The sequence below is a fragment of the Actinoplanes sp. HUAS TT8 genome (assembly GCF_051380535.1).
Taxonomy (GTDB): Bacteria; Actinomycetota; Actinomycetes; order Mycobacteriales; family Micromonosporaceae; genus Actinoplanes.
Window position 1 is genome coordinate 1,131,329 of sequence record NZ_CP195646.1, and the last position, 26,326, is coordinate 1,157,654.

26 protein-coding genes are annotated in these 26,326 nt (G+C 70.8%); 16 read left to right on the plus strand and 10 right to left on the minus strand.

Annotated elements, in window-relative coordinates; genetic code table 11:
• Window positions 1–2: 2 nt before the first annotated feature.
• The 5 genes from ACSHV8_RS05015 (at window position 3) to ACSHV8_RS05035 (ending at window position 3,685) form a co-directional block, all read left to right on the plus strand.
• A complete protein-coding gene (locus ACSHV8_RS05015; RefSeq protein WP_436529838.1) occupies window positions 3–668 on the plus strand; it encodes a YqeB family protein in 666 nt (221 codons plus the stop codon).
• Window positions 665–1,831 (plus strand): sensor histidine kinase, encoded by a 1,167-nt coding sequence (locus ACSHV8_RS05020; RefSeq protein ID WP_436529839.1) that lies wholly within the window; start codon window positions 665–667, stop codon window positions 1,829–1,831. Before ACSHV8_RS05015 ends, ACSHV8_RS05020 begins: the two co-directional genes overlap by 4 nt.
• A 138-nt stretch (window positions 1,832–1,969) precedes the next feature.
• A complete protein-coding gene (locus ACSHV8_RS05025; RefSeq protein WP_436529840.1) occupies window positions 1,970–2,644 on the plus strand; it encodes a response regulator in 675 nt (224 codons plus the stop codon).
• A 13-nt stretch (window positions 2,645–2,657) separates the two neighbouring features.
• On the plus strand, window positions 2,658–2,840 hold the full coding sequence (locus tag ACSHV8_RS05030) for a hypothetical protein (protein ID WP_436529842.1): 183 nt from the start codon (window positions 2,658–2,660) through the stop codon (window positions 2,838–2,840).
• Between the two features lie 188 nt (window positions 2,841–3,028).
• Window positions 3,029–3,685 (plus strand): hypothetical protein, encoded by a 657-nt coding sequence (locus tag ACSHV8_RS05035; protein WP_436529844.1) that lies wholly within the window; start codon window positions 3,029–3,031, stop codon window positions 3,683–3,685.
• Window positions 3,686–3,991: 306 nt separating this feature from the next.
• Here the strand turns inward: ACSHV8_RS05035 and ald are convergent, their stop codons facing one another.
• Entirely contained in the window at window positions 3,992–5,110 is a 1,119-nt protein-coding gene (gene ald / locus ACSHV8_RS05040; RefSeq protein WP_436529846.1) for an alanine dehydrogenase, read from the minus strand.
• 143 nt (window positions 5,111–5,253) lie between these two features.
• Between ald and ACSHV8_RS05045 the strand changes: the two genes are divergently transcribed.
• Complete coding sequence (locus ACSHV8_RS05045) at window positions 5,254–5,721, plus strand: Lrp/AsnC family transcriptional regulator (protein WP_436529848.1); 468 nt, start codon at window positions 5,254–5,256, stop codon at window positions 5,719–5,721.
• A 121-nt stretch (window positions 5,722–5,842) separates the two neighbouring features.
• On the opposite strand, the gene ACSHV8_RS05050 is transcribed toward ACSHV8_RS05045, so the two are convergent.
• The 7 genes from ACSHV8_RS05050 to ACSHV8_RS05080 are packed head-to-tail and all read right to left on the minus strand — an operon-like array spanning window position 5,843 to window position 12,413.
• Window positions 5,843–6,949, minus strand: coding sequence for an alkane 1-monooxygenase (locus tag ACSHV8_RS05050; RefSeq protein ID WP_436529850.1), 1,107 nt, complete (start codon window positions 6,947–6,949; stop codon window positions 5,843–5,845).
• A 45-nt stretch (window positions 6,950–6,994) separates the two neighbouring features.
• Window positions 6,995–7,606 carry a TetR family transcriptional regulator gene (locus tag ACSHV8_RS05055; protein WP_436529852.1) on the minus strand — a complete coding sequence of 204 codons (612 nt, stop codon included), beginning with the start codon at window positions 7,604–7,606 and terminating at the stop codon, window positions 6,995–6,997.
• A gap of 10 nt (window positions 7,607–7,616) precedes the next feature.
• Window positions 7,617–8,258: a hypothetical protein gene (locus ACSHV8_RS05060; RefSeq protein WP_436529854.1), complete on the minus strand. Its 642-nt coding sequence runs from the start codon at window positions 8,256–8,258 to the stop codon at window positions 7,617–7,619.
• Between the two features lie 2 nt (window positions 8,259–8,260).
• Window positions 8,261–9,118: a carbohydrate ABC transporter permease gene (locus ACSHV8_RS05065; RefSeq protein WP_436529856.1), complete on the minus strand. Its 858-nt coding sequence runs from the start codon at window positions 9,116–9,118 to the stop codon at window positions 8,261–8,263.
• On the minus strand, window positions 9,118–10,092 hold the full coding sequence (locus ACSHV8_RS05070; protein ID WP_436536685.1) for a carbohydrate ABC transporter permease: 975 nt from the start codon (window positions 10,090–10,092) through the stop codon (window positions 9,118–9,120). Before ACSHV8_RS05070 ends, ACSHV8_RS05065 begins: the two co-directional genes overlap by 1 nt.
• Before the next feature lie 5 nt (window positions 10,093–10,097).
• Window positions 10,098–11,378, minus strand: a complete 1,281-nt coding sequence (locus ACSHV8_RS05075; RefSeq protein ID WP_436529858.1) for an ABC transporter substrate-binding protein — start codon at window positions 11,376–11,378, stop codon at window positions 10,098–10,100.
• 9 nt (window positions 11,379–11,387) lie between these two features.
• Window positions 11,388–12,413, minus strand: a complete 1,026-nt coding sequence (locus ACSHV8_RS05080) for a LacI family DNA-binding transcriptional regulator (protein ID WP_436529860.1) — start codon at window positions 12,411–12,413, stop codon at window positions 11,388–11,390.
• Between the two features lie 210 nt (window positions 12,414–12,623).
• Here ACSHV8_RS05080 and ACSHV8_RS05085 point away from each other — a divergent pair, with 210 nt between their 5' ends.
• Genes ACSHV8_RS05085 through ACSHV8_RS05110 form a run of 6 tightly spaced genes read left to right on the plus strand, consistent with a single transcriptional unit; the run spans window position 12,624 to window position 19,502 of the window.
• Window positions 12,624–13,928, plus strand: a complete 1,305-nt coding sequence (locus ACSHV8_RS05085; RefSeq protein WP_436529862.1) for a Gfo/Idh/MocA family protein — start codon at window positions 12,624–12,626, stop codon at window positions 13,926–13,928.
• Window positions 13,925–15,334 (plus strand): glucuronate isomerase, encoded by a 1,410-nt coding sequence (gene uxaC / locus ACSHV8_RS05090; RefSeq protein WP_436529864.1) that lies wholly within the window; start codon window positions 13,925–13,927, stop codon window positions 15,332–15,334. The genes ACSHV8_RS05085 and uxaC overlap by 4 nt, the downstream gene beginning before the upstream one ends.
• Window positions 15,331–16,785 (plus strand): mannitol dehydrogenase family protein, encoded by a 1,455-nt coding sequence (locus tag ACSHV8_RS05095; RefSeq protein WP_436529866.1) that lies wholly within the window; start codon window positions 15,331–15,333, stop codon window positions 16,783–16,785. The genes uxaC and ACSHV8_RS05095 overlap by 4 nt, the downstream gene beginning before the upstream one ends.
• On the plus strand, window positions 16,782–17,870 hold the full coding sequence (locus tag ACSHV8_RS05100; RefSeq protein WP_436529868.1) for a Gfo/Idh/MocA family protein: 1,089 nt from the start codon (window positions 16,782–16,784) through the stop codon (window positions 17,868–17,870). The genes ACSHV8_RS05095 and ACSHV8_RS05100 overlap by 4 nt, the downstream gene beginning before the upstream one ends.
• On the plus strand, window positions 17,842–18,180 hold the full coding sequence (locus ACSHV8_RS05105) for a cupin domain-containing protein (protein ID WP_436529870.1): 339 nt from the start codon (window positions 17,842–17,844) through the stop codon (window positions 18,178–18,180). The genes ACSHV8_RS05100 and ACSHV8_RS05105 overlap by 29 nt, the downstream gene beginning before the upstream one ends.
• Window positions 18,181–18,209: 29 nt before the next feature.
• Window positions 18,210–19,502: a pectate lyase family protein gene (locus ACSHV8_RS05110; protein ID WP_436529872.1), complete on the plus strand. Its 1,293-nt coding sequence runs from the start codon at window positions 18,210–18,212 to the stop codon at window positions 19,500–19,502.
• 765 nt (window positions 19,503–20,267) lie between these two features.
• Here the strand turns inward: ACSHV8_RS05110 and ACSHV8_RS05115 are convergent.
• Window positions 20,268–20,981, minus strand: coding sequence for a DUF1963 domain-containing protein (locus tag ACSHV8_RS05115; protein ID WP_436529874.1), 714 nt, complete (start codon window positions 20,979–20,981; stop codon window positions 20,268–20,270).
• Between the two features lie 281 nt (window positions 20,982–21,262).
• Here ACSHV8_RS05115 and ACSHV8_RS05120 point away from each other — a divergent pair, with 281 nt between their 5' ends.
• From ACSHV8_RS05120 to ACSHV8_RS05130, 3 genes are all read left to right on the plus strand, one after another.
• Window positions 21,263–22,414 carry a hypothetical protein gene (locus ACSHV8_RS05120; protein ID WP_436529876.1) on the plus strand — a complete coding sequence of 384 codons (1,152 nt, stop codon included), beginning with the start codon at window positions 21,263–21,265 and terminating at the stop codon, window positions 22,412–22,414.
• 211 nt (window positions 22,415–22,625) lie between these two features.
• Entirely contained in the window at window positions 22,626–23,009 is a 384-nt protein-coding gene (locus tag ACSHV8_RS05125) for a hypothetical protein (RefSeq protein WP_436529878.1), read from the plus strand.
• Entirely contained in the window at window positions 23,006–25,282 is a 2,277-nt protein-coding gene (locus tag ACSHV8_RS05130; RefSeq protein ID WP_436529880.1) for an MFS transporter, read from the plus strand. The genes ACSHV8_RS05125 and ACSHV8_RS05130 overlap by 4 nt, the downstream gene beginning before the upstream one ends.
• Window positions 25,283–25,334: 52 nt before the next feature.
• Here the strand turns inward: ACSHV8_RS05130 and ACSHV8_RS05135 are convergent, their stop codons facing one another.
• The gene (locus tag ACSHV8_RS05135) at window positions 25,335–25,778 is read right to left on the minus strand and encodes a hypothetical protein (protein WP_436529882.1); all 444 of its coding nucleotides are present in this window, start codon (window positions 25,776–25,778) and stop codon (window positions 25,335–25,337) included.
• A 140-nt stretch (window positions 25,779–25,918) separates the two neighbouring features.
• Here ACSHV8_RS05135 and ACSHV8_RS05140 point away from each other — a divergent pair, with 140 nt between their 5' ends.
• On the plus strand, window positions 25,919–26,287 hold the full coding sequence (locus ACSHV8_RS05140) for a hypothetical protein (protein ID WP_436529883.1): 369 nt from the start codon (window positions 25,919–25,921) through the stop codon (window positions 26,285–26,287).
• Window positions 26,288–26,326 lie beyond the last annotated feature (39 nt).

A 26,326-nucleotide genomic window follows, 5' to 3' on the forward strand; every position in this document is an offset into this window, starting at 1 on the left:
GCATGACCAGGGAGCTCGGCTTCTCGCCACCGGATCGGGTGCTCGTCGCGGCCGGTCCGGCGGCGGTCGGGCTGCTGCTCACGGCCGTGCTGCCGATCGTCGCGCGGTGGGCGCTCGGGCTGGGCATCGCGTTGCCGTTCCGGGCGGTCATCCGGGTCATCGGGGCGGTCGACCGGCCGTGGGAGCTGGCCGTTCAGGGGGCGATCCTGGTCGCGGCGGGGCTCTTCGTGACCCTGGTGAGTCATGAGCGGCTCGTCACGATCACGGTCGGGCCCGGGGAGGCCCGGTTCGGGGAGGTGAGCGTGGCGCGGGGCGACATGGCGGCGCTCTACCTGGACGGCGAGACGCTGATCGTGCTGGACCGGGAGTCCCGGCAGGCCGCGCGATGCCTCCCACGGGCGCGGCGCAAGGTTCTGGAGGCGGCGTTCCGCGAGTGGGGGTTCCCGTGGCGCGACTCCGATCCGTACGCGGCGCTCTATCGACCCTGGAATCCCGGCGAGGACGGCCTCCCGCCGGCCGTCGACGCGGTCCTGTCGGCCCGGGCCGTCGCGGTGCGGCGCAAGGCCGCGCAGGAGGCCGGCGAGATGCTGACCACCCTGGAGAAGCTGGGATATTCGGTCCGCGACGACGGGGACAAACAGCTCTGGCGTCCCCTGGTCCGATCATGAACCGGCTCGAACGGACCCTGGCCGCGTCCGGCGAGCGGGTGTTCGACCTGGTGGCGATCGCCGCGTCCGGGTTCGCCGCGCTGGTGATCGCGTCCGAGGCCGAGGGCAGCGGGCGGATCGGCGGGGACGCGACGTTCTTCAGCCTGGTGCTGGCCATGGCCGCGGCGCTGACGCTGTGGTGGCGGCGCGCGCATCCGGTGGCCGTCGCCGCCCTGTTCGTGCCCGTCTCGGTGGTGACCGACTTCGCCGGGCTGGCCGGGGTGATCGCGCTCTACACACTGATCACCCGGCGCCGCGGGTGGGTGATCCCGGTGATGCTGGGGCTGCACCTGCTGGCCGCGGTGGCCTACAGCCTGCTCCGCCCCGACCCGGACCTGCCACCGCCCCTGGAGTTCCTGTTCACGCTGGCGTTCCTGACCGCGACCGTCGCCATCGCGATCGCCATGCGGGCCCGCCGGGATCTGGTCGACGTGCTGCGGGAACGGGCGGCCCGGGCCGAGGAGGACGCCCGGATCCGGGCCGATCGGCTGCGGGCACTCGAACGGGAACGGATCGCCCGGGAGATGCACGACGCGCTCGCCCACCGGATCTCGATGGTCAGCCTGCACGCCGGGGCGCTGGTCATCCGGCCCGACCTGACGCCGGAGGAGGTCGGCAAGGCCGCGACGACCATCCGGGACAGCGCCCACCAGGCGCTGGAGGATCTGCGGGAGATCCTCGGGGTGCTGCGGGCCGACGACGGGGACGGGTTGCGCCCGCAACCCGGCATCGAGCGCCTGGGCGAGTTGATCGACGACGCCCGCGCCGCCGGCCTGCGCGTCGAGCTGGCCGGTGACCTGGGCACGCCGGGCGGGGCCCTGGGCCGGACGGTGTATCGATTGGTTCAGGAGGGCCTGACCAATGCCTCAAAACACGCTTCGGGTACGCCGGTGAGCGTCGCGTTGACCCGGACCGGCGACGACGAGGTGCACGTCCTGATCGCCAACCCGTTGCCGAGCGGCGGAGAGGGTTCGAGTCCCCCTCCGGGCGCGGGGGCCGGGCTGGTCGGTCTCACCGAGCGGGTCGAGCTGGCCGGCGGTCGTTTCCGGCACGGGATCCACCGGGACGGGGGCGGCGCGCTCACCTTCCGGCTGGAGGCGTGGCTCCCGTGGCGGGCGTCGTGACAGGCCCGCCGGGTCCTCGCCGGGTCGGCAGAAGGTCCTCGCTGGGCTCTCGCCGGGTCCTCGCCGGGCTCTCGCCGTCGGAAGGTCCTCGCCGGGTCCTTTCCGTGGTGACGGGTGTCGTCGGGTGGAGGGGCTAGCGTGGCCGGGGTGATTCGGGTGCTGGTCGTGGATGATGACCCGCTGGTGCGGGTCGGGCTCGGGCTGGTCCTCGGGGCCGGGCCGGACCTGCAGATCGTCGGCGAGGCCGGGGACGGCGCCGAAGGCGTCGAGCTGACCCGGCGGCTGCGGCCCGACGTGGTGCTGATGGACATCCGGATGCCGCGGATGGACGGGCTCGCCGCCACCCGGGAGATCCGGCGCGACGGCCCGGAACCGGCGGTGATCGTGCTGACCACCTTCGACACCGACGAACACCTGCTCGGCGCGCTGCGGCTCGGCGCCAACGGATTCCTGCTCAAGGACATCGCGCCCGAGGCGATCCTGGACGCGGTGCGGCGGGCGGCGGCCGGGGAGTCGATCCTCGCCCCGGCGGTGGTGCCCCGCCTGATCGGCTACGCGGTCGGGCGCGAGGAAGATCCGGCGCCGCGCGGAAGCGAGACGGCCGAACGGGCCCGGGCCGCACTGGAACGGCTCAGCGAACGGGAACGAGCCGTCGCCGAAGCGGTGGCGACCGGCGGGTCGAACGCGGAGATCAGCGCGGAACTGCACATGAGCGTGGCGACCGTGAAGGCGTACGTGTCGCGGCTGCTGGAGAAACTGGGCTGCGCCAACCGGGTGCAGGTCGCGATCCTGGTGCACGAGGCGCGCTGGTGACACGATGGTGGCCATGGAAGACGAACCGATGACGGCGGAAGAGGCCGAGCTGTCCCGGGTCGCGCGCTTCGGGAAGCTGCCCGCGCGGGTGCGGCCGGACGAACTGGTGGAGCTGGCGGAGACTCGCAACGCTCAGGACGTCCCGGTCTCCGCGTTGAACGAGACCGAGCGGGCCATCCTCTACTCGGCGGGCTGACTTCTCGCGGCCGGACGGTGGGGCGGCGGGCCATCGTCATACTCGGCGGGCTGACCTCTCGCGGCCGGACGGTGGGGTGGCGACGGAGTGGCACGAAGGTGTGACGTACCGTCCTCGGAAGATTCATAGAGTCCTCGTCAGACGGGCCGCGACGGACGGCCGCGAAACAGCTCACGGGGACTGCCATCATGCGTAGCAAAATCTTTGTCTTTGCCGGTGCTGCCGCGATCGCCCTGCTCGCCACGGGTTGCACCGACAAGGGTGGTCCGGCCGCGGCTCCCGCCACTCCCGGATCGGCGCCGGTCACCGAGTCCACCACGGCCCCGGCCGGGACGCCGAGCGCCGCGCCGGTGACCTCGAAGCCGATCGTGACCCCGGTGAAGACCGTGAAGCCGACCCCGGCCGGCGACCCCGGCGACGGCGGCAACTGGTTCGCCGCGCTGGCGCCCTGCCCGAACAAGGGGCAGAAGGTCGAGGTCGAGAAGATGACGACCGGCGACCTCACCGGCGACGGCGTCGACGACGTCGCGGTGGCCCGCACCTGCACGGCGATCACGTCGTACTGGCCGAGCACCGTGGAGATCTTCGACGGTGCGGCCGGGGGCGAGAAGCCGAAGCGGATCGCGACCCTGCTCGGCGACCTCGGCTCGGCCGACGTCCCGGCGGTTCAGTCCCTGAAGGTCAACGGGCGGGTGCTGACGATCACCGCCTACGGGGTGAGTGCGAAGGCTCCGACCGCGTGCCCCGACCTGAAGTTGACCTACGAGTACAAGTACAGCGCCGGGACGGTCGCCCGGACCAGCCGCAAGGCCGTGACGTCCAAGGACTGCCTGCCCATCCAGTGACGGAACCGCGGCGGGGCCGGCGGCGCGGGGAGCGGGGCGCGGGGAGCGGGGCGCGGGGCGCGGGGAGCGGCCGAAACGAGGCGCGGTGACCTGTGGCGCGGGGCGCGGGAACGTGGCGCGGGGCGCGGGAACGTGGCGCGGGAACGTGGCGCGGGGCGCGGGAACGTGGCGCGGGAACGTGGCGCGTGGCGCGGGGCGTGGGAACGTGGCGCGGTGGCCTGGGGCGCGGGGTGCGGGAACGAGGCGCGCCCTCCGCCGCGATCACGGAGATCGATCGCGAGGGCGGAGGGCGCGCGGAACGCCGGATCAGGCCGCGAGGACCGAGCTGACGGACTCGGTGGGGAGGCCGAGCGCTGAACCGACGAGGTCGTTGATGAGGCTGCCGGCGTGCACGTTCAGGCCGAGCGCGAGCGCCGGGTCGGCCCGCAGCGCGTCCTTCCAGCCCAGGTCGGCCAGGCGCAGCACGTACGGCAGGGTGGCGTTGGTCAATGCGTACGTGGACGTGTTCGGCACCGCGCCGGGCATGTTGGCCACGCAGTAGAAGACCGAGTCGTGGACCTGGTAGACCGGGTCCTGGTGGGTCGTCGGGTGCGAGTCCTCGAAGCAGCCGCCCTGGTCGATGGCGATGTCGACGAGCACCGAGCCGGGCTTCATCCGCTTCACGAGGGCGTTGCTGACCAGGGTCGGGGCCTTCGCGCCGGGCACCAGCACGGCGCCGATCACCATGTCGGCCTCGAGAACGGACTGCTCGATCGCGTACGAGCTGGAGACGAGCGTCCGGATCCGGCCGCCGAACTGGGCGTCGATCTGCCGCAGCCGCGGGATGCTCAGATCGAGAACGGTCACCTCGGCGCCGAGGCCGAGTGCGATGGTCGCCGCGTTCACGCCGGAGACGCCGCCGCCGATCACCGTGATCTTGGCCGGGGCCACGCCGGGCACACCGCCCGGGAGGACGCCGCGGCCGCCGCTGTTACGCATCAGGCTGTACGCGCCGACCTGCGGGGCGAGCCGGCCGGCGACCTCCGACATGGGGGCCAGCAGCGGCAGCGAACCGTCGGCGAGCTGCACCGTCTCGTACGCGATGGCGGTCGTCCCGCTGTGCATCAGCGCCTTGGTGCCTTCGGCGTCGGCGGCCAGGTGCAGGTAGGTGAAGAGGACCTGCCCGGCGCGCAGCCGGTGGTACTCCTCGGCGATCGGTTCCTTCACCTTGAGGATCATGTCGGCGGCGTCCCAGACGGCGTCGGCGTCGGGCAGGATCCGGGCGCCGGCCGCCACGTAGTCGTCGTCGCTGATCGCCGAGCCCACCCCGGCGCCGGCCTGCACGAGAACCTCGTGCCCGTGGCGCACGGCCTCCACCACGCCCGCGGGCGTGATCGCCACACGGTATTCGTGGTTCTTGACCTCTTTAGGCACACCGATGTGCATGGGGATTTCCTCTCGCTCGGCGCCGAGGGGAATGACGCCGTATGCGGTTAGAGTGAAACGATGTGCAGTGAGCGGGCAAGTCGAGCGAACAAGATTCTGTTCGCAACATCCCCGGCGCATTTTCTTCAGCGGAACGGTGTGTCATGACGGATCTGCCGAAGGATGTTCGAGGCCTGGATCACATCGATCTGGAGCTGCTGAGCCTGCTCCGCGCCGACGGCCGGATGCCGAACAACGCGCTGGCCGAGCGGGTCGGCATCGCGCCGTCAACCTGTCTGACCCGGATTCGCAGGCTACGGGAGATGGGGGCGATCCGCGGCTTTCATGCCGATGTCGACCCGGCCTGGATCGGCCGCCCCATCCAGGCGATGATCGCCGTCCGCATCCGGTCGGACGCACGCGACGCGATCGGCAAGTTCGCGGAATCGCTGGCCGGCATTCCCGCGGTCCGCGACGTCTACTTCGTCTCCGGCAACTACGACTTCCTGCTGCACATCGAGGCGGCCGACGTCGACGACCTGCGCACGGTCATCACCGAACGCCTCAGCGGCACCCGCCTCATCGCCGGCACCGAGACCTACCTGATCTTCGAACACCGCCGCGGCAGCTGACGGCGCCGGGCCGCTGGGCGACTCGCGCTTTCCGGGCGCTTCGCGATTTTCCCGTACGGCGTGAAGCCGCGCTACCGAGGCCCGCCCGGCTGCCGCAGCAGTGGCCGGGACGCCCGCTTCGTCATGCCGGCCCGGGGCGGTGGACGTTGGCCAGGGTGAGGTCGCCGCCGTAGTGGGCCAGCACCCGCCTGTCCATCACGCGCCGCCACAACGGTGGGAAGAGCGCGAGCAGCAGCATCGTCGCGTACCCGGCCGGCAGTTGCGGTGACACGTCGAAGCTGCGCAGCGTCTGGTACCGCCGCAACGGGTTGGCGTGGTGGTCGCTGTGCCGCTGCAGCTGGAAGAGGAACACGTTGGTGGTGAGCCGGTCGCTGTTCCAGCTGTGCCGCGGGTCGACCTTCTCGTACCGGCCGGCCGCGTTGCGCTGCCGCAGCAGCCCGTAGTGCTCCAGGTAGTTGACCGCCTCCAGCACGGTGAACCCGACGACGGCCTGCAGGACCAGGAACGGCAGGACCACCGGCCCGAACGCGACGGTCAGCGCGGCGAACAGGATCACGGTCATCGCCCACGAGGTGAGGACGTCGTTGCGGGGGTGCCACGGGCTGCGCCCGCGCAACCGGTGCCGGCTGGTCTCCAGGTGCCAGGCCGACCGCAGGCTGCCGGCGACGGTGCGCGGCCAGAACTGCCAGAACGACTCGCCGAGCCGGGAGCTGGCCGGGTCCTCGGGGGTGGCGACCCGGACGTGGTGTCCCCGGTTGTGTTCGACGAAGAAGTGCCCGTACCCGGTCGGGGCGAGCGCGATCCGGGACAGCCGGCGCTCGGCCGATTCGCGTTTGTGGCCCAGCTCGTGGGCGGTGTTGATGGCGATGCCGTTGACCAGTCCGGCGGTCAGGACCAGTCCGGCGCCGGGGTGCGTGCGCCAGGCGGCGCAGGTGACGACCAGGGCGGCGTACTGCGCGGGCAGGAAGAGGTAGGTGATCCACCGGTAGTAGGGGGAGGCCTGCAGGGCGGGGACCGCCTCGTCGGGCGGGTTGGCGTGGTCGTCGCCGATCAGGACGTCGACGGCCGGGATGACGCCGAGGATGACGACGGGCGTGAGCCACCAGGCCCACGACGATCCGGTGGCGGTGGCGAGCAGGAGCGCGGCGAAGGGGAGGGCGGGTACGACGAGCGCGAGCGGCCAGAGCGGCCGTTTCGGGTCACGCCAGACCGCTGCGGTGACATCCATGAATGAATGCTTTACATGGGACGCCGCAGTGTCAAGAGTTTTGCTTTACATTGATGGCTCGTGTGTAAAGACGAGGAGGCGGACGAAGATGTCGGCCAGGGCCGTGGCCGACTCCTCGGGGGAGGCCGCCGGCAGCATGACGTGGCTGATGGTGAGCCGCACGACGGCGTCCGCTGCCTGGGCCAGCGCGACCGGCTCGGCCTCCGGGACGAACCGGGCGGCCCACTCCTCGATCACCGCGCCGGCGGTGGTGAGCACCGCGCCGGAGCGGGTCGTCAGGAACGGGAGCAGTTCGTCGGCCTCGGCGGTGGGCCCGGCCAGGATGGCGTGCACGAGCGGGTTGCCGGCGGCCTCCCGCAGGGTGTGCCGGATCGCCGCGTGCGCGGCCGCGCGGACGTCGCCACCCTGGGCGAACAGCTCGGTCCGGACGTCGGCGACGAAACGTTCGACCTCGTGCAGGACCAGGGCCCCGGCCAGCCCGGCGCGGCCGTCGAACTCGTTGTAGACGGTCTGCCGGCTGACGCCCGCGGCCCGCGCGACCTGGGCCATGCCGACGTTCTTCCACCCGTGCGCGACGGTCAGCTCACGGGCGGCGGCGATCAGGGCCGCGCGGAGCCGGGCCCGCCCGGTCTCCCGGTTCGTTGCGGTGGATTCCATCGGGGGCAGATTAGCCGAGCGGCGCCAGACGGTCGGTGAGCATGTGGACGGCGAACAGGTGGAAGCCGACGACCAGCGGGACGGTGACCGGGACGGCCAGGGCCAGGAAGAACGCGATCACGTTGATCAGGGCCAGGACCGCGGCGCATCTCGGCTGGTCCCAGGCCCAGCGGGCGGCCGCACGCCAGGGGAGTCCGGGGGAGCGGCCGAGGGCGGCCAGGGTCAGGGCGGCCACCCCGGAGAGCCCGATGACGACCAGCGCGGTGAGCGCGAGCAGCGGCGGCCCGCCGGGGACCCAGCCGCCGCGGACGGCGGCCAGGTCCAGCCCGAGGGCGGCGACGGCGAGCAGGATCGGGAGACCGGGCAGCAGCCCACGGCGATAGATCCGCAGCAGCGGACGCCAACCCGGGAAGCGGCCGTCGAGGTAGCGCCCGCGGACCGCCGCCGAGCCGGTGACCAGCGCCGCGGGGGCGGTGATCACCGGCAGGGCGAGGACCGTCACGGCGATGCCGATCAGGGCCAGGTCGGTGCCGAGCGCCAGCCGCTCCCGCCAGTCCACCCGGGCCGGCGGCGCGTCCTCCGCGGGCCAGGCGGGCGGGGCTTCCTCCGTACGGGAAAGGGAAGGTTTTGATCGGGAGGAGAGGGAGGACATGGTCATCCCTTCAGGCCGGTGGTGTTGATGCCCTCGACCAGCAGGCGCTGGAAGGCGACGAAGAACAGGAAGACCGGGGCCAGGGACAGCACCGACATGGCGAACATCGGGCCGACCGCGGACTGGCCGGTCGAGTCGATGAACAGGGTCAGCGCCACCGGTGCGGTGTATTTCTCCAGGTCGGAGAGGTAGACCAGCTGGCGGAAGAAGTCGTTCCAGGTCCAGATGAACGAGAAGATCGCGGTGGAGACCAGGGCCGGGCGGGACAGCGGCAGCACCACGTAACGGAAGATCGAGTAGGGGCTGCAGCCGTCGATCTTCGCCGCGTCGTCGAGTTCGCGGGGGATGCCGCGCATGAACTGGACCATGAGGAAGACGAAGAACGCGTCGGTGGCCAGCAGGTGGGGCACGATCAGCGGAAGGTACGGCCACGGGCCGCCGACCCAGCCGAACGACCGGAACATCACGAACTGCGGCACGATCAGCACGTGGCTGGGGAGCAGCAGCGTCCCGATCATGATGGCGAACCAGAAGCCGCGCATGCGGAAGCGCAGGCGGGCGAACGCATACGCCGCGAGCAGGCAGGACGTGCAGTTCGCGAGGACGGTCAGGCCGGCCACCATGAAGCTGTTCAGGAAGTACCGCCCGAAGGCGACGTCGAAGTGCGTCCAGCCGTCCGGATAGTTGGCCGGCGTCCAGTCCCGCGGCCAGATCGAGACGTTGTTGAGCACCTCGTCGGGCGCCTTGAACGAGCTGCCCAGCATCCACACCAGCGGATAGAGCACGATCCCGGTGAGGATCAGCAGGATGATCGCGCGCGGGGTGATGAACGGCCTGCGGCCGGCGGTCACGGTGACCATCAGTCGTCTCCGTCCGAGTAGTGGACCCAGAACCGGCCGGTGCGGAACAGCACCAGCGTGACCAGGCCGATCGTGAGCAGGAAGACCCAGGCCATCGCCGACGCGTAGCCCATCTCGAAGTTGGCGAAGCCGCGCAGGTACAGCTGCAACGTGTACATCAGCGTGGAGTCGACCGGGCCGCCGGTGCCGCCGGAGAGCACGAACGCCGACGTGAAGCCCTGGAAGCCGTGGATCGTCTCCAGCACCAGGTTGAAGAAGATGACCGGCGAGAGCATCGGCAGCGTGACGCTGAGGAACTTGCGGAAGTTGCCCGCGCCGTCCACCTCGGCCGCCTCGTAGAGCTCGGCCGGCACCTGCTTGAGCCCGGCCAGGAAGATCACCATCGGGGCGCCGAACTGCCAGACGGCCAGCAGGATCAGCGTGCCGAGCGCCGTGGACGGGTCGTTGACCCAGGCCTTGCCCTCGATGCCGAACCAGCCGAGGAACGCGTTGAGCGCGCCCGTCCGGTCGAAGATGCTGCGCCAGATCATCGCCACGGCGACGCTGCCGCCGAGCAGCGACGGCAGGTAGAACAGGCCGCGGAACAGCCCGGCGCCGCGGAACGACCGGTTCAGCAGCAGGGCCACGCCGAGGGCGGCGCCCAGCTTGAGGGGGGTGGCGATGAACGCGAAGATCAGCGTGACGCGGACCGCGTGCCAGTACGCCGGATCGTCGGTGAACATCTTGCGATAGTTCTCCAGTCCGATCCAGTCCACATCGGACCACGGACTGAGAATGTCGTAGTTCGTGAAGCTGAGGTACAGCGACACCAGCATCGGGATCGCCGTGACCAGCGCGAGCCCGAGCAGCCAGGGCGAGAGGAAGACGTATCCGGCGCGCCCGTCGTCGCGGTGCCGGGCGGGCCGGCCCCGCCGCTGGTGAGCGGCGGGACCGGACTGCGGCCGGGGTTGGGCCGGCCGGGTGGTGACGGACACGTCGCTCACCCGGAGACCGCGGCCTGGGCGGCGCTGAAGAACTGCTCGGCCGCCGCGGCCGGGGTGGCGGTGCCGAACTGGGCGGCCTCGGCGGCCTTGATCAGCTCGGTCTTGACCTTGCTGTGGCCCTTGGGCGGCACGCTCGGCGACGGGCCGAACTTCTTGACCAGCTCGTCCTCGAGGGCGATGGACGCCTTCATGGCCGGGTCGGTCGTGGTCGCCGCGACCTGCGCCCGGATGTCCAGGTTGGACGGCAGGCCGCGGTCGGTGCCGAGGATCTTGCCGGCCTCCGGGTCGTTGGCCAGGAAGTTGATGACGTCGACGGCGGCGTCCTTGTGCTTGCTGCCGCGGTAGACCGAGAAGTACATCGAGGCGCGGGCCCACTGCGCCGACGGGTCACCCGGGTAGGCGACCACGCCCAGCTCGTCCTTGGTGTTCTTCTGGATGTCGGGCATCTGGTTGGCCCAGACCCACGAGGTGAGCGCCTTGCCGGTGACCACCGTCTGCTTGGTGATGTCGGTGGCGTTGCCCTCGTGGATGATGTCCGCGGTCGGGGTCGCCTTCGCGTCGCGGGCGCCCTTCCACAGCTCGAACCACTTCTGCACGTCGTCCTTGGTGAAGCCGAGCTGGTTGCCGTTGTAGAACTGCTTGCCGTTCTGCCGCAGCCACACCCAGAACGCCTTGTAGTCGGCGCTCGGGTCCATGGTGCCCGGGATCTTGGTGGCGGCCCCGGCCTTCTGCGCCCAGGCGATCAGGTCTTCCCAGCTCATGCCCGTCTTCGGCAGCTCCTGCTTGGCCGCTTCCAGTTTGGTCTTGTTGAAGACCAGACCCTGGGTGTTCTCGCCGAACGCGAGGCCGGCCAGCTTGTCGTTGACGACACCGTACTTCCAGAGGCTCTCCGGGAACTTCGTGACGTCCAGCTTGCCCGAGTCCTTGTAGCTGGTGAGGTCCTCGGTGACGTTGCGGGTCGCGTACTCGGCCAGGTAGTTGTCGTCGATCTGGAAGATGTCCGGCGCGTCCGAGCCCGCGGTCAGGGTCGCGAGCTTGTCGAAGTAACCCTGGTTGGCCTGCCACGTCGTCTTGAACGTGACGTCCGGGTGCTTCGAGTGGTAGAGGTCGAGGGCCTGCTGGGTCAGCTTGGCCCGGGCCTCGCCGCCCCACCAGAAGAAGGTGAGCTCGGTCTTGCCGTCCTTGCTGCCGGAGTCGTCACCGCCGCAACCGGCCAGGGCCAGCGGCAGGACAAGGGCGGCGGCCATCAGGCCGCGCAGCAATCGGGGTGCGGTCATGGGGATGGGTCACTCCTTGGCGTATGCGGCGACCGGTCGGACGGTCGCGCCGGCCGGGGCGTACGGCCCGGGCCCGGTGGAGTTACGGATGACCAGATCGGTCCGGAGCGTGACCTGTCCGGTGGCGCCGTCGTCGCCCTGTTGAAGCAGCATGTCGACGGCGGCGCGCCCGGCGGCCGCGGTCGGGTTCGCCACGGTGGTGAGCGTGGGGCGGACCAGCGCGCTGGTCGCGATGTCGTCGAAACCGACGACGCTGATCTGCTCGGGGACGGCGACCCCGCGGTCCTGCAACGACTGGAGCAGGCCGATGGCCATCAGGTCGTTGTAGGCGAGCACCGCGGTGGCGCCGGTGGCGAGCACCGCCTCGGCCGCGTTCGCGCCGGCGTCGGAGACCGGGACGTGCGGTCCGAGGACGGTGAGTTCCGCGCCGCCGGCCCGGGCGGCAGCCCCGGCGGCTTTGCGGATCTCCCGGTTGGTCCACGACCCGCGCGGACCGGACAGGTAGACGAGCTGGCGGTGGCCCAGGTCGACGAGATGGCGGACGGCCGAGCGCGCGCCCGTGCCGACGTCCATCACCACCGCCGGAAGCCCTTCGATCAAGCGGTTCACGACGACCAGGGGCACCTCGCGGCGCATCAGTTCTATCTGGTCGTCGCTCATCCGGGGACTGCAGAGCAGGATCCCGTCGACCTGCTTGGCCAGGGCCCGGACGAGGTCGGTCTCGACGACCGGGTCCTCGTCGGTGTCGGCGACGAACACGTGGTAGTCACGACGCCGCGCGTGGGTCTCGGCCGCCTTGATCATGGGCGGGAAGAAGGGGTTGGCGATGTCGGCCACGATCAGGCCGATGTTGTGGGTCCGCCCGGTGATGAGTGCCCGTGCGGCCCGGTTCGGGCGGTAGCCCAGTTCCTCCGCGGTGGCCAGCACCCGCGTTCGAGTCTCGGGGTTGACCAGGTGCGGCGCCGAGAAGGTGCGCGACACCGTGGAGATGTGCACTCCGGACGCCTTGGCGACGTCCCGGATGGTCACAGCCACTGTGCCTCCCCCGTCTCGGAATGTGATCCGGCTCTCTCTGGTGGAGCCATTAATGCAAACGGTTGCGGTCGTGTCAACGCCCTTCGATGTCCCTTCTGTTGCCGGCGCATGACGTAGATGGGGCAAAAATGGACATTCTTGGGTCATGCATTGACTTGCATCGTCATCTGATCCCTAATCTGTTGCAAACGTTTGCCGAATGGAGGCGCCTTGACTCGCTACGCCCTCGTGGGGGCCGGCGCCCGGGCCGGGATGTTCATCCGGGCGCTCACCACCGACCACGCCGACGTCGCGGAGCTGGTGGCCCTGGCCGACACCAACCCGGCGCGACCGGCGGTCTACAAAAAACGCTTCGATCTGGACATTCCCGTGTACGACGCGAGCGACTTCACCGCGATGCTCAAGCGTGAGCGCGTCGACGTCGTGCTGGTCACCACCGTGGACCGCTATCACGAGAAGTACCTGGTCGCGGCCCTGGAAGCCGGTTGTGACGCGGTCACCGAGAAGCCCATGACGACGGACGCTCTTTCCTGTCGGCGGATCTTGGAGGCGGTGCGGAAGACCGGGCGAAATGTCCGGGTCACCTTCAACTACCGCTACAACCCGTTGCACGAAGCGGTGAAGTCCGTCCTGAAGAGCGGCGAGATCGGCGAGATCGGCTCGGTGCACTTCGAGTGGCTGCTCGACGTCCGGCACGGCGCCGACTACTTCCGCCGGTGGCACCGCGAGAAGGAGAACTCCGGCGGCCTGCTCGTGCACAAGGCCGGCCACCACTTCGACCTGGTCAACTGGTGGCTCGACGACATCCCGGACACCGTCTTCGCGGCCGGGCGGCTGTTCTTCTACGGCGATCAGGGCCGGCGCCACGGCTACGCCCGGGACTACGACCGGGCCCACGGGGCGCCCGAGGCCGAGGGCGACCCGTTCGCGCTGCGGATGGCCGACGAGCCGGCCATGCGCGAGCTGTACCTCGACGCCGAGCGGCACGACGGCTACCACCGCGATCGCAACGTGTTCGCGCCCGGCGTGACCATCGAGGACGACATGGCGGTGCTCGTCCGCTACGCCCGGGGCGCCTCGATGAGTTACCACCTCACGGCGTACGCGCCCTGGGAGGGTTACCGGGTGATGTTCAACGGCAGCCGGGGCCGTCTCGAACTGGAGGTCGTCGAGACCGACCACGTCGCGCCGTCGGCCGCCGCCGGCGTGAAGGGCGAGCCCGGCTCGGTGTCGACCGCCGAGCGCGGCTGGCGCCGCCTGCTGGTCCGCCCGTTCTGGGCGCCGCCGCGTGAGATCGAGGTGGACGGGTACTCCCGGCAGGGGCACGGTGGAGCCGATGTGCGCATGCTCGCCGACCTCATCCGGCCGGATGCGCCCGCCGATCCGCTCGGGCGCACCGCGAACGCCGTGGACGGCGCCCGTGCCCTGCTCACCGGCCTGGCCGCCAACGAAAGCCTGGCAACCGGACAGGCCGTCCGCGTGCAAGACCTCCTAGATCCCGAGGAGATCAAGTGACACTGTTCCCCGCTGAGGCGACCCAGCGAGAGATCGCGCGTGAGCTCTACGCCCACGCCCGAGATCTGCCGATCATCAGCCCCCACGGTCACGTCGACCCGGCGCTGCTCGCCGACGACCAGCCGTTCCCGGACCCGGCCCGCCTGTTCGTGGTGCCCGACCACTACGTCACCCGGATGCTGGCCAGCCAGGGCATCCCGCCGGCCCGGCTGGGCGTGCCGAGCGTCGACGGCAGTGCGGTGGAGACCGACGGGCGGGCCATCTGGCGGCTGCTCGCGGCGAACTGGCACCTGTTCCGCGGCACGCCCTCCCGGCTGTGGACGGAGAAGGTCTTCGCCGACGTCTTCGGCATCGACGACCGTTTCACCGCCGGGACCGCCGACGCGATCTACGACCGGATCTCGGCCCGGCTGGCCGAACCGGAGTACCGGCCGCGGGCACTGTTCACCCGGTTCAACATCGAGGTCCTGGCCACCACCGAGAGCCCGATCGACGACCTCGGGGTGCACGCGAAACTGGCCGCCGACGGCTGGGGCGGCCCGGGCGGACGGGTGATCACCACGTTCCGGCCGGACAACCTGGTCGACCTGGAGTGGGCCGGCTGGGCCGAACGGGTCGCCGCCCTCGGCGAGCTGACCGGCCAGGACGTGGGCACCTACGCCGGGTTCCTGTCCGCGCTGCGGGCCCGCCGCGAACTGTTCGTCGCGGCCGGCGCGACCAGCTCCGACCACGGGCATCCGACCGCGGCCACGGCCGACCTGTCCGATGCCGACGCGGCGCTGCTCTACCGCAAGGGGCTGGGCGGCGCGGCCGACGCGGGCGACGCCGAGACGTTCCGGGCGCACATGCTCGTCGAGTTCGCCCGGATGTCCCTGGACGACGGCCTGGTCATGCAGCTGCACCCGGGTTCGGTGCGCAACCACAACCGGGCCCTGCACGAGCGGCACGGACGCGACGTGGGCGGCGACATCCCGTCGGCGACCGAATACGTCCGGGCGCTGCGGCCGCTGCTGGACCGCTACGGCGACGACCCGCGCCTGCGGATCGTGCTCTACACGCTCGACGAGACCGCGTTCACCCGCGAGCTCGCCCCGCTGGCCGGTGGCTACGCCGCCCTCTACCTGGGCGCGCCCTGGTGGTTCCTGGACAGCCCGGAGGGTCTGCGCCGGTTCCGCGAGACGGTGACCGAGACGGCCGGCTTCTACAACACGGCCGGGTTCGTCGACGACACCCGCGCGTTCTGCTCGATCCCGGCCCGGCACGACGTGGCCCGGCGCATCGACGCCGGCTACTTGGCCCGGCTGGTCGCCGAGGGGCGGCTGCCGTTCGACGAGGCCGCCGAGACCATCGCCGACCTGGCCTACCACCTGCCCAAGAAGGTCTTCCGCCTGGACGGATCGGCATGACCGTGACCACCACGCTCGGCCTGGCCGCCCTGAACGGCCTCGCCCCCGAATGCCGGCCCGCGGTGCGCCCGGGCGACGTCCGGCCCGGGATCCTGCACCTCGGGCTCGGCGCCTTCCACCGCGCTCACCAGGCCGTCTACACCGAGACCGCGGTCGCGGCGGCCGGCGGGGACTGGGGGATCGTCGGCGTCGCGCCGCGCTCCCGGGACGTCGTCGACAAGCTGCGCGCGCAGGACCGGCTCTACAGCGTGCTCACCGTCGGCGGCGAGGGCGGCGACCACGCCCGCGCGGTCGGCATCCTGTCCGATCTGGGTCATGTGGCCGGGGACCCGTACGGCGTCCTGGCCGCGATCGCCGACCCCGGGATCCGGGTCGTCTCGCTGACCGTGACCGAGAAGGCCTACCGGATGGGCCCGGACGGGAAACTGCTGCTCGACGACGACCTGCGTGCGCAACTGACCGGGTCGGCGGCACCGACCAGCATCCCGGCGCTGCTGGCCCGGGCGCTGCTCGTCCGGGAGGCGCCGCTGACCGTGCTGTGCTGCGACAACCTGCAGGGCAACGGGCCGCGCATCCAGGGCATGGTCACCCAGGCCCTGGAAGTGGCCGGCGCGTCCCTTCCGGAGCACGTCGCCTTCCCGGCCACCATGGTCGACCGGATCGTGCCGGCCACCAGCGCCGATCACCTCCGGCGGGCGGCCGCCGCGCTCGGCGCCGTGGACAGCGTGCCGGTGGTGGCCGAACCGTTCCACCAGTGGGTGATCGAGGACCGCTTCCCGGGGGGCCGGCCGGACTGGGCCGCCGCCGGGGCGATCATGACCACCGACGTCGCCCCGTGGGAGAAGCTCAAGCTGCGGGCGCTGAACTCGGTGCACTCGGCCTGCGCGTACCTCGGAGCGCTGGCCGGCCGCGAGATGATCGCCGAGGCGCTCGAACTGCCCGGCATGGTGGCGTTCCTGCGCCGCTTCCTGGCCGACGACATCGCGCCCACCTTCGAACCGCCGGCCGGCGTGACGGTGCGGGACTACGGCGAGACCGCCCTGGAACGCTTCGCCAACCCGGACCTCGGGCACCGCACCATCCAGGTGGCCATGGACGGCACGCAGAAACTTCCGCACCGGCTGCTCGGCACGATCGCCGACCGCCGCCGGGCCGGGGACGTGCCGGTCTGGGCGGCGCTGGTGCTGGCCGGATGGATGCGCTTCGCCCGCGGCCAGGCCGACGACGGGTCCGTTCTGCCGCTCGACGATCCGCTGGCCGGGCGCATCCGGGAGGTCGTCGCCGGGGCCCCGGACACTCCGGAAGGGCTGGTGGACGCGCTGCTCGGACTCTCCGAGGTGTTCCCGCCGGAACTCGCCTCGGACGCCGAACTGCGGAAAGAACTGATCCGCTGGTCGGGCGAGTTGGCCCGGCACGGAGCGGCGGGGACCATCGCGGCGGTCGGGCGATGACTGCCCGGGTCGCGCTGGTCGGGGCTGGTGGGCACGGGCTGTCGCACCGCCGTACGCTCAAGGATCTTGCCGGTCGTGGGGTTCTGGAGATCGCGGCGTTCTGCGATCGCGGCCCGGTCGAGCCCGAGCCCGGTGTTCCGTTCTTCGATGATCATCAAAAGATGCTTGCCGACGTACGGCCGGACGCGGTGATCATCTGCACGCCGCCGCACACCCACCTCGGGATCGCCCTCGACTGCCTGTCCGCCGGGGCCGACCTGCTCCTGGAGAAGCCGCCGGTCACCACGCTGGCCGAGCACGCGCGGCTGCTGGAAGCGGCGAGCGGGCGCCGGGTCCAGGTCGGATTCCAGGCGCTCGGATCGGCGGCGCTCACCGCGTTCCGGGCGGCCGTCCCGTCCGGCGCGGCGCTCGTCTCCGCAGCCGGGGCGTGGTGGCGGCCGGACACCTACTATCGGCGGGCGCCGTGGGCCGGGAAGCAGGCGGCGTTCGACGGGGCGCTCGTGAACCCGTTCGCGCACGCGCTGATGCAGGCCCTGGCCGTGGCCGACGGGTTCGAGCCGGCGCTCATGGAGCTGGAGCGCTATCGGACTCGGGACATTCAGACCGACGACTGTACGTTCATGCGGCTGACCGATTCCGACGGTCGCCGGGTGGTGGCCGCGGTGTCCCTCGCGTCGGTCGTCTTCGTGGCCGGGGAGATCCGGGTCGGGGACGCGGTTCTGGAGTACCCCACGGATCGGGTTCGCTGGCCGGGGGCATCGCTGTACACCGAGATCTCCGGACGGATCGGTCTCCTCGGCAACCTCCTGAGCGACGAACCACTGATCGTCCCCCTGGAACGGACCCGAACCTTCACCGCCGTTGCCGAAGCGATCGTCGCCTCCCCGCCACCGGCCACGATCCACATCGACACCCCACACCCCGACGGCGGCGGCGCGATCCTGCCCGGCGTCGACGAACTCGTCCGGCAGGTCGCCGCCACCGGCCTCCTGCCGTCCGAAAGTGACATTCCCTGGGCGGTCCCGCCGCACCGGGTGCCCATGAAAGAGGTGACCCATGCGCAAACTGAGCATCGCCGACCTTGACGCCCACCACCGCGGGCCGACCTTCACCAGCGTTCTGCCCGGTCACGTCGTACAGAAGGGCGGTTTCCGGGTTTACGCGGAGCCGAACTTCCGAACCCATGACGAACCGGGGCGGCACGTGCACACCGTCCCCGAGATCTTCGTGATCGTGCAGGGCAGCGGTGCGATCGAGGTCGACGGGGCCGAGGTGGAGACGTTCCGCGCGGGCGAGGCGGTGCTCTTCGAACCGGGTGAGGACCACCACCTGATCAGCCGCGGTGACCAGCCGCTGATCTTCGTCTGGATGCACCTGGAACCCACTGATTCCTGAGCCCTTTGTCGCTTTTTTTGGAGTGACTCATGCCCCGAAGAACCGCTCTCGCGGTGACGTTCGGCCTCCTCCTCGCCGGCGTCGCCACCGTCCCCGCCTCCGCCGCCGTCCCCACCACACCCGCCGTCGCCCGCGAGGTCCTCCCCGCGAACGACGGCTGGGGCGACGGCACCACCGGCGGTTCGGCCGCCGCCACCGACCACGTCTACGTCGTCCGGACCCGCGACGAACTCGCCACCGCGCTCGCCCCGACCGACACCGCACCCAGGATCGTGCTGGTCAGCGGCACCCTGCGCCCCGACGGCGACTGCGCCTCGTACACCGACCCGGCCTACACGCTCACCGACTACCTGGCCGCGTACGACCCGGCCACCTGGGGCCGCACGACCAAACCGAGCGGCCCGCTGGAGGACGCCCGGGTCCGCTCGGCCAAGAACCAGGCCGCCGACGTCGCCCTGAAAGTCCCGTCCAACACCACGATCCTCGGCCTGTCGAACGCCCGCCTGGTCGGCCTCAACCTGCTCGTCTCCGCGGCCGACAACGTCATCATCCGCAACGTACGGTTCGAGGACGCGGCCGACTGCTTCCCGGTCTGGGACCCGACCGACGGCACCACCGGAAACTGGAACTCCGCCTACGACCTGATCACGCTCACCGGCGGCACCCACGTCTGGGCCGACCACAACACGTTCAGCGACGGCAACAACGTCGACGCGCTGCAGCCGCTCTACTTCGGCCGCCCCTATCAGGTGCACGACGGCGCACTCGACGTCATCCGCGCCTCCGACCTGGTGACGATCTCGTACAACGTCTTCCAGGAACACGACAAGACGATGCTGATCGGCTCCACCAACACGGTCGGCGCCGACGTCGGCAAACTGCGCGTCACCGTCCACCACAACAAGTTCGCCAACGTCGGCCAGCGCGCGCCGCGCGTCCGCTTCGGCCAGGTCGACGTCTACGACAACTACTACTACGAGACCGACGAGGACTTCTACCAGTACTCCTGGGGCGTCGGCGTCTACTCGGCCATCTACGCCGAGAACAACTTCCTCCTCCGCAGCGCCGACATCCCCCTGGATGCGGTCGTCTACAACTGGGGCGGCACCGCCATGACCGAAAAGGGCACCCTGACCCGCATCGGAACCGGCAAGACCACCGCGGTCAACCTCCTGGCCGAGTACAACGCCACCCACGACCCCGACCTCGGCACCGACGCAGGCTGGACACCCACCCTGCGCCCCGGCCCGCTGACCCCCACCGCCCAGGTCCCCACCGTGGTCAACGCCTCCTCCGGGGCCGGCCACCTCTGCCTCTCCTGACACCCCGCCCGCCCGACACCCCCACCACCAGCCACCGCGTTTCAGCTGGCACTGAGGGGTGCGTCGAGCCCGCGAAACAGCACTGAGCGCCAGCCGCGCAGCCCGCGCTGGCCCTCAGTGCTGCCTCGCGGCCGTTTTCGAGCCGCCAGCCCCAGCCGAGCAAGCCAAGCTGGTGCTCACGGCTGCCTCACGGCCGTTTTCGAGCCGCCAGCACCAGCCGGGCAGGCCGAGCTGGTGCTGGCGTCTGCCTTGCGGCCGGTTTTGAGCCGTGAGTGCCAGCTGGGCAGGCCGAGCTGGCGTTCACGGCTGTTTCGGGGCCGGTTTTGAGCCGTCTGCGCCAGCTGGGCAAGCCGGGCTGGTGCTGGTGGCTGTTTTGGGGCTGGTTTTGAGCCGTGAGTGCCAGCTGGGCGAGTCGAGCTGGTGCTCACGGCTGCGTCGGGGTCGTCGAGCGCCAGCCGGCTGGGTCCGTCACGACGGCCGCAACGGTGAGGAGAAGCGCGCGTCGTCTGGCGAGCTGGGTGAGGGAGGGCGGGTCGTGAGTGGCGGCCGTAGTGGTGAGGGGCGGCGGGGGTGGCTTGGTGAGCTGGGTGAGGGAGGGCGGGCCGTGAGTGGCGGCCGTAGTGGTGAGGGGCGGCGGGGGTGGCTTGGTGAGCCGGGTGAGGGAGAGCGAGCCGTGAACGGCCGCCGCAGCGGTGAGGGAAAGCGAGTGTTGCCTGGTGAGCCCGGCGGGGGAGAGCCGGCCGTGGGTGCCGGCCACGCGGAGGATCAGGCGACCTCGTAGGTGCGGCGCACGTTGGTCAGGATGCCGGCTCGCAGATCGGGTTCGGTGATCCAGAACGTGACGCTCACGACCTCGCCCCAGGCCGTCCCCTCCTCGGCCTGCAACTGCAGCAACGGCACATGCCCACCCACATGCGGCACATCATGATCGGGATGCCCGAGCAGTCGATGCCGCGGCGCCGGCAGCAGCGGCGCCAGGTCCTCCCACAGATCGATCATCGTCACGGTCTCCAGTCCGAGAGCGTCCCCCACCCCGGTGGTCCAGCTGGGCAGCCCGGCCAGCGGCGTCGGTACCAGCGGAAGCGGCGGGATGGTCCGCCGCCGCCCCGGCAGCGGGCTGACCGGCGAGTTCGCCACGTGCAGAACCCGGCACCCGTCATCCCCGGCCTCCCCGGAGTACGGCGCCGTGAAGTCCTCGTCGTGGAAGAACAGCAGCCGCCCTTCGTCGGTGAACGGCCACGCACCTCCGAGGATCTCGGCCGCTTCGGCGCAGTCGATCTGGGCCAGCATCAGCATCGGTTCGCCCTGGTAGGTGGGCCAGTCGAAGGCCGCCACGGACGGGTCGCCGCCGAATGCGCTCCAGCCTTCGTCGGCGGTCGCCCATCCGATCGAGGGGCGGGCCGTGTCCAGGTAGGCCGTCGCGGTTTCCTCGGCGAGACGGGTTCGGACGATCGCGCGGACCTCGGCAGGGAGATTCATGGTCGACGAGTCTGACACATAACGGCGGGAAGAAACCACGCCCGTACGGGAAAGGGTGTTAATTGATTTAAAATTGTGTTTTCCCAGCTCAGCATAGTTACCAGTGGTGCCGGTGATAAGTGGGACCTTAAGACCGCAGCCCCTTGATCCTTAAGTTTTCCTTTAGTTCGATCCGCCCTGGGAGCGTTCCCGTAAGGACGAGTTGAGAAAGGCGATCGAGCAGGAAGGCACATACAATGAAGCGCTACCGGAGCTACCGGAGTAACGCGGGCGGATCCAACGTGCGGCGCTGGCGAGTGGCCGGCATCGCGGGCGTCGCGGTGGCCCTGGTCGGTGTCGGGCTGGGTGTGGCGAACGCCGCGACCTCGTCGGCCGTGCCCACCGTGAACTGCCCGCAGGTCGCCCCCCAGCTGCCGGCGATCCCGGCCTCGGCCAAGGCCGAGGTCGAGCGGAACCTGGCGTTGCTGAACACGCAGATCCAGGAGGCCAACAAGCGTCTGGCCACCAGCCAGGGCGAGGGCGGCGCGAACTTCATCCAGAACGCGATCCTCGGCCCGCTGAAGGACAAGCGCGCCTCGACGATCGACCGGATCGTGATCTCGATCGGCCGGTCCGCGGCCAAGCCGAACCTGCCGGTCGACTCGCTCGCGACCTGCGGCCTGAACCAGAACGGCGGCGGCAACGCGGCTCCCGAGCCGACCGCTGTCGCCCAGGCGACCGCGACCGCCGCGGCCGGTGGTTCGACCGGCGCCGCGACCGGCGTCCCGACCGTGAACTGCCCGACCGTCGGGGACAAGCTCCCGGCCGTCCCGGCCTCGGCCCAGGCCGAGATCGAGCGCAACCTGGCCCTGCTCAACACCCAGATCCAGGAGGCCAACAAGCGCCTGGTCACCAGCCAGGGCGAGGGTGGCGCGAACTTCATCCAGAACGCGATCCTCGGCCCGCTGAAGGACAAGCGGTTCGCGACGATCAACCGCATGGAGACCGCGATCGGCCGGGCCGCCGCGAAGCCGGACCTGAACGCCGAGGGCCTCTCGACCTGTTCCCTGAACGCGAACGGCGGCGGTAACGCGGCGCCGGAGCAGACCTCGGTGGCGACCCAGGACCCGGCCGCCGCCGCGTCGGCCGCCGCGGCCGCCGTCGGTAAGATCGTCTGCCCGGACGTGAAGATCAACGTTGCGATCCCGGCGTCGGCCCAGGCCGAGATCGACCGCAACCTGGCCCTGCTCCAGACCCAGATCGACGAGGCCAACAAGCGCCTGGTCAGCACCGTCGGCCAGGGCGGCATCAACTTCGTGCAGAACGCGATCCTCGGCCCGCTGAAGGACAAGCGGTTCGCGACGATCAACCGCATGGAGACCGCAATCGGCCGCACCGCGGCCAAGCCGAACCTGAACGCCGAGGGCCTCTCCACCTGCACCCAGGTCAAGTAACGCAGCACTGATGGAAGGGGCCCTTCGGGGCCCCTTTTTTCATGGGCTCCGGCCGGTGGGAGCCATCGTGGACATCCTGTCCGTCGGTGAGCGCACGTATGCGGATAGCTATCGGATAGCACTGTGGCCGCGCGCCTTTTCGCGTGCGACCCCGGATACGTGATAGAAATCCGCGTTCGCAAGAATGCTCCGACGACGAGGAGGGCCCGCCGTGCCAGGCAGCACGCGCACGATCACCGGCAGCAGCGTGATCGTGTACCTCGCCGTCAGTGTGCGATCCCGGCTCCGGGCTCACGCCGCCGCGACCGGCCGCTCGCACACCCAGATCGTTTTCGATGCACTCAACGACACGCACACCCGTCTGGCCGAACTCACCGGCACCCCCATGCCCGAGGACGGCCTCTTCGTGGCCCAGCGTTCCGGCCGGCGTCAGCACCTGGAGGACCAGGTGCAGGTGTCGATCCGGCCGAACCCGGAGAACCTCGCCGTGATCGACGGACTGGCCGGACGGCACACCACCGGCAACCGGTCCGCGCTGATCGCGGCCGCACTCGACGCGTACCTTCCGGTTCCGATGAAGGGCCTCCCCGCATGAAGCAGTTGAACGAACAGATCGCCAACTTCTGGACGGACTACGCGGCCATCGCGTCGCTGGCCGGCGGTCTGCTCGGCGTCCTCCTCCTGATCAGCTTCGGGATCTGGGCGAAACGATCGGGCAAGCCGCTACGGCCGCTCGCACTGTCGTTCAGCATGAACCTGGCGCTGCTGCTCAACGCCGAGGGCATGTGGGTGATCGCCACCGAGCAGCTGCACCTGCCCCGGCTCTTCGCCGTGCTGGTCTTCGCGGTCTTCGAGATCTGCTTCCTGACCGCCACCTCGCTCGCCGCCGAGCAGTACCGGAACACCACCGTGTACGGACCCGACGGCAAGATCGAGTCGCCCGGTCACCCCGGCCCGATGCTGTGGATCGCCGCGCTCATCGCCGCGGTCTCCGGCATCATCGTGGCCAGCAACGCGGTCACCGGCACCGAGAAGCTGCTGCGTCTCGCCGTGCCCTGCGTGATCTTCCTGATGTGGTGGGCGGCGCTGACCGCGGCCGGGCAGCGGGTGCGTCGCGGCCGGTTCGCCTACAGCCCGCGGCGTCTCGCCGAGCGGTGGGGCTGGCTCATCCCGGACGACGACCCGGACCTGGAGCGGATGGCGTCCGAGCGGCAGCTGCGGCGCATGGTCGTGAACCACCACCGGGTCAGCTCCGGCCGCTGGCCGAAGTCGTGGTGGCGCAACCGGCTGCTCAAGGACGCGCGGACCGCGGGCGAGCCCGTTGTGGACGACGTGATCCAGCAGCTGGCCCGGATCCAGCGGGTCATGGACCTGCTCGTTCCCGGCACCCGGCTGGCGGTCTCACCCGCGGTGGACGCGGCTATCGCTCTGCAGGCGGCGTCGGCCGGCCCGGCCGCGATCACCGCCGGTGCCGCCGACCCGGTTGCCGCTGCCAACCCGGCCTCCGCTGCCGCGGTCGCCGCCAACGGCCGCCCGGCTGTTGCCAACGGTGTCCCGGTGGCGGCCGACGGCGAGCCCCTGGCCCGGCCGGCGCAGCCCGTGCAGCCCGTCCAGTTCGTCCCGCCGGCAACCGCTCCGGCGGCACCGGCGGCACCGGCGGCTCCCGCCGCGGCCGAGATGCCGGTCTCGCCGACGGTGGCCCAGCTCGCGGCCTGGGTGAACTCGACCGCGGAGTCGCCGGTGGTCGCCCACGGTTCGCTCGGGGAGCGCCTGGCGGCGGCGGTGACGCCGGAGGAGATGCTCGGCATGCCGGTGGCCGAGGTGCCGTCGCAGCGCCGCTCGGCCGAGGACGGTGTGGCCGCCCAGCCCGCAGGCCCGGCCAACGGCCAGCCGGCAGTGATCGCAAACGGTCAGCCCGCCGCGAACGGGAACTATTCCGCGCCCGCGAACGGCGCTCAGAACCCGGCCGCGGTGGCCGGGGCGGTCCCGGCGGTGCTCGGCTCGATCGGCGGCGTCCCCGCCCCGCGCCCGTTCATCTCGACCGCCCAGGTCCCGCAGACCCCGGGCACGCCCAACGGCGGCCAGGGAAACAACGGCATCCAGGCAACCAACGGCGCCCACGCGGCGCAGCCCAACGTCCCGTCCTGGGCGGCCACTCCCACCGGCGCCCAGCGTGCCGTCAACATCGTCGGCTCCCCGTGGTGGCGCCTGGCCGTCGAGCGCCTGGCCCGCCTGGTCGCCGCCGAGATCACCCCGGACAACCTGTCCGAGATGACCTATTCGCGGACGGCCGAGCTGGTCAAGAACCTCGCGCCGCGCGTGCCGGACCTCGGCGAGGGCGTGGTCCGCTCGTTCGTCAACGACTACGTCCGGGAGATGAACGGTGAGCCCGGCGACGCCGCCTACCCGTGGCGTGACCTGCTGCCGCTGCCGGTGACCGTGCCGATCGGGACGGCCGCCTGGATGCAGGAGATCGAGGACCTGCGGGCCGCGCTGGTCGAGGAGATGGAGAGCAGCGACGAGACGGACCCGCGGGAGCTGGCGGTGATGCTGTCGCCGAGCGTTCCGCGCCTGGACGACGAGACGATCCGCGAGTTCGTCAACGACTACGTCTCCGCGCTGGGCGGGCAGCCGACCGGGGCCGACCAGCCGTGGCAGCACCTGCTGCCCCGGCCGCAGGGCGGTCGCGGCCCGAGCGACGAGGAGATCCTCGAACAGTTCGGTCCGCAGCTGCACGAGCACCTGCGCACCAACGGGAAGTTGACCCGCTACCGGGTCACCGCGGTGACCGGCGTGAAGAGTCCGGCGCGGGCGGACCGGATCAAGGCGATCATCGAGGACCAGGCCGCCGAGATCACTCCGGCCTGACGATTCCGTACGCGAAAAGCGGTCCTGGAGAATGCTTCCGGGGCCGCTTTTCTCAATCCAGGAGCCACCGCGTCAGGTCCTCGCCGTAGGGCGTGACCGCGACGATGATCAGAATCAGCCAGATCGCGGTGAGAACGGCGAGCCGACTGAACGTGCGCCGATCGCCCAGCCGCCATGCGCGCACCAGCGTCGCGCCGCCGAAGAGCAGCATCGCGATCCCCAGTGGGTAGATGAACCAGGCGATCAGCCGGCAGATCCCGACGATCCAGACGAGGGGATTCCACACCGAGTCGGGCCCGAGGTTCATCGAGTCCTTCGGATCGCCGAGCCGTTCGAGCCCGGGATGCAGGATCGCTCCCGCGTCACCGGCGTGCGCGGCGGCCAGGATCAAAATCCCGAAACTGCCGATTACGTACGCGATGAGCAGCGCGAGTTGCGTCCAGACCACGGCCCGTCCGGTCGCCGAGGTCCGGTGCACGTGGTCGACGTCGGTCATCCGCGCAATGTACCCGCACTCCACCGATCGATGGAGTCCGTGCTCCACCGCCCGCTCGGTGGATCGGGCGAGCCGCGCGGCCCGGTCCCGCTGCGAGGCTGAGTCCTGTCAGCGGGACAACAGCGAGTGAGGTGGGCGAGATGCGCAACGTGGTTCGGTTGATCGGCCTGTACGTGGCCCTGAGCTTCTCCACCCTGGGCGCGATCGTCGCCCTGCGGGACAACGCCGCCCTGGTCACCGACGCGGTCTGGGTGCGCGGGACGATCGTCGCGGCGGCGTCGCTGCTGTCGCTGCTCTTCGCGGTGAAGGCGTTGCGCGGCAACCGCAAGGCGCTGCTGCGGTTGCGGATCGTGACCGCGATCATGTTGGTGGCGATCGTGGTGATCGTCGCCATCCCGGGGATGTTCCCGCTCTGGTTCAAGCTCGAACAGGTCGCGTGCGGCCTGCTCCTGCTGCCCGCGGTGATCCGGATCAACCGCAAGCCGGCACCGGTCCCGGCCGGGGTGTGAAGAGCCGACGTGCGAAGAGCCGGGGTGTGAAGCGCCGGG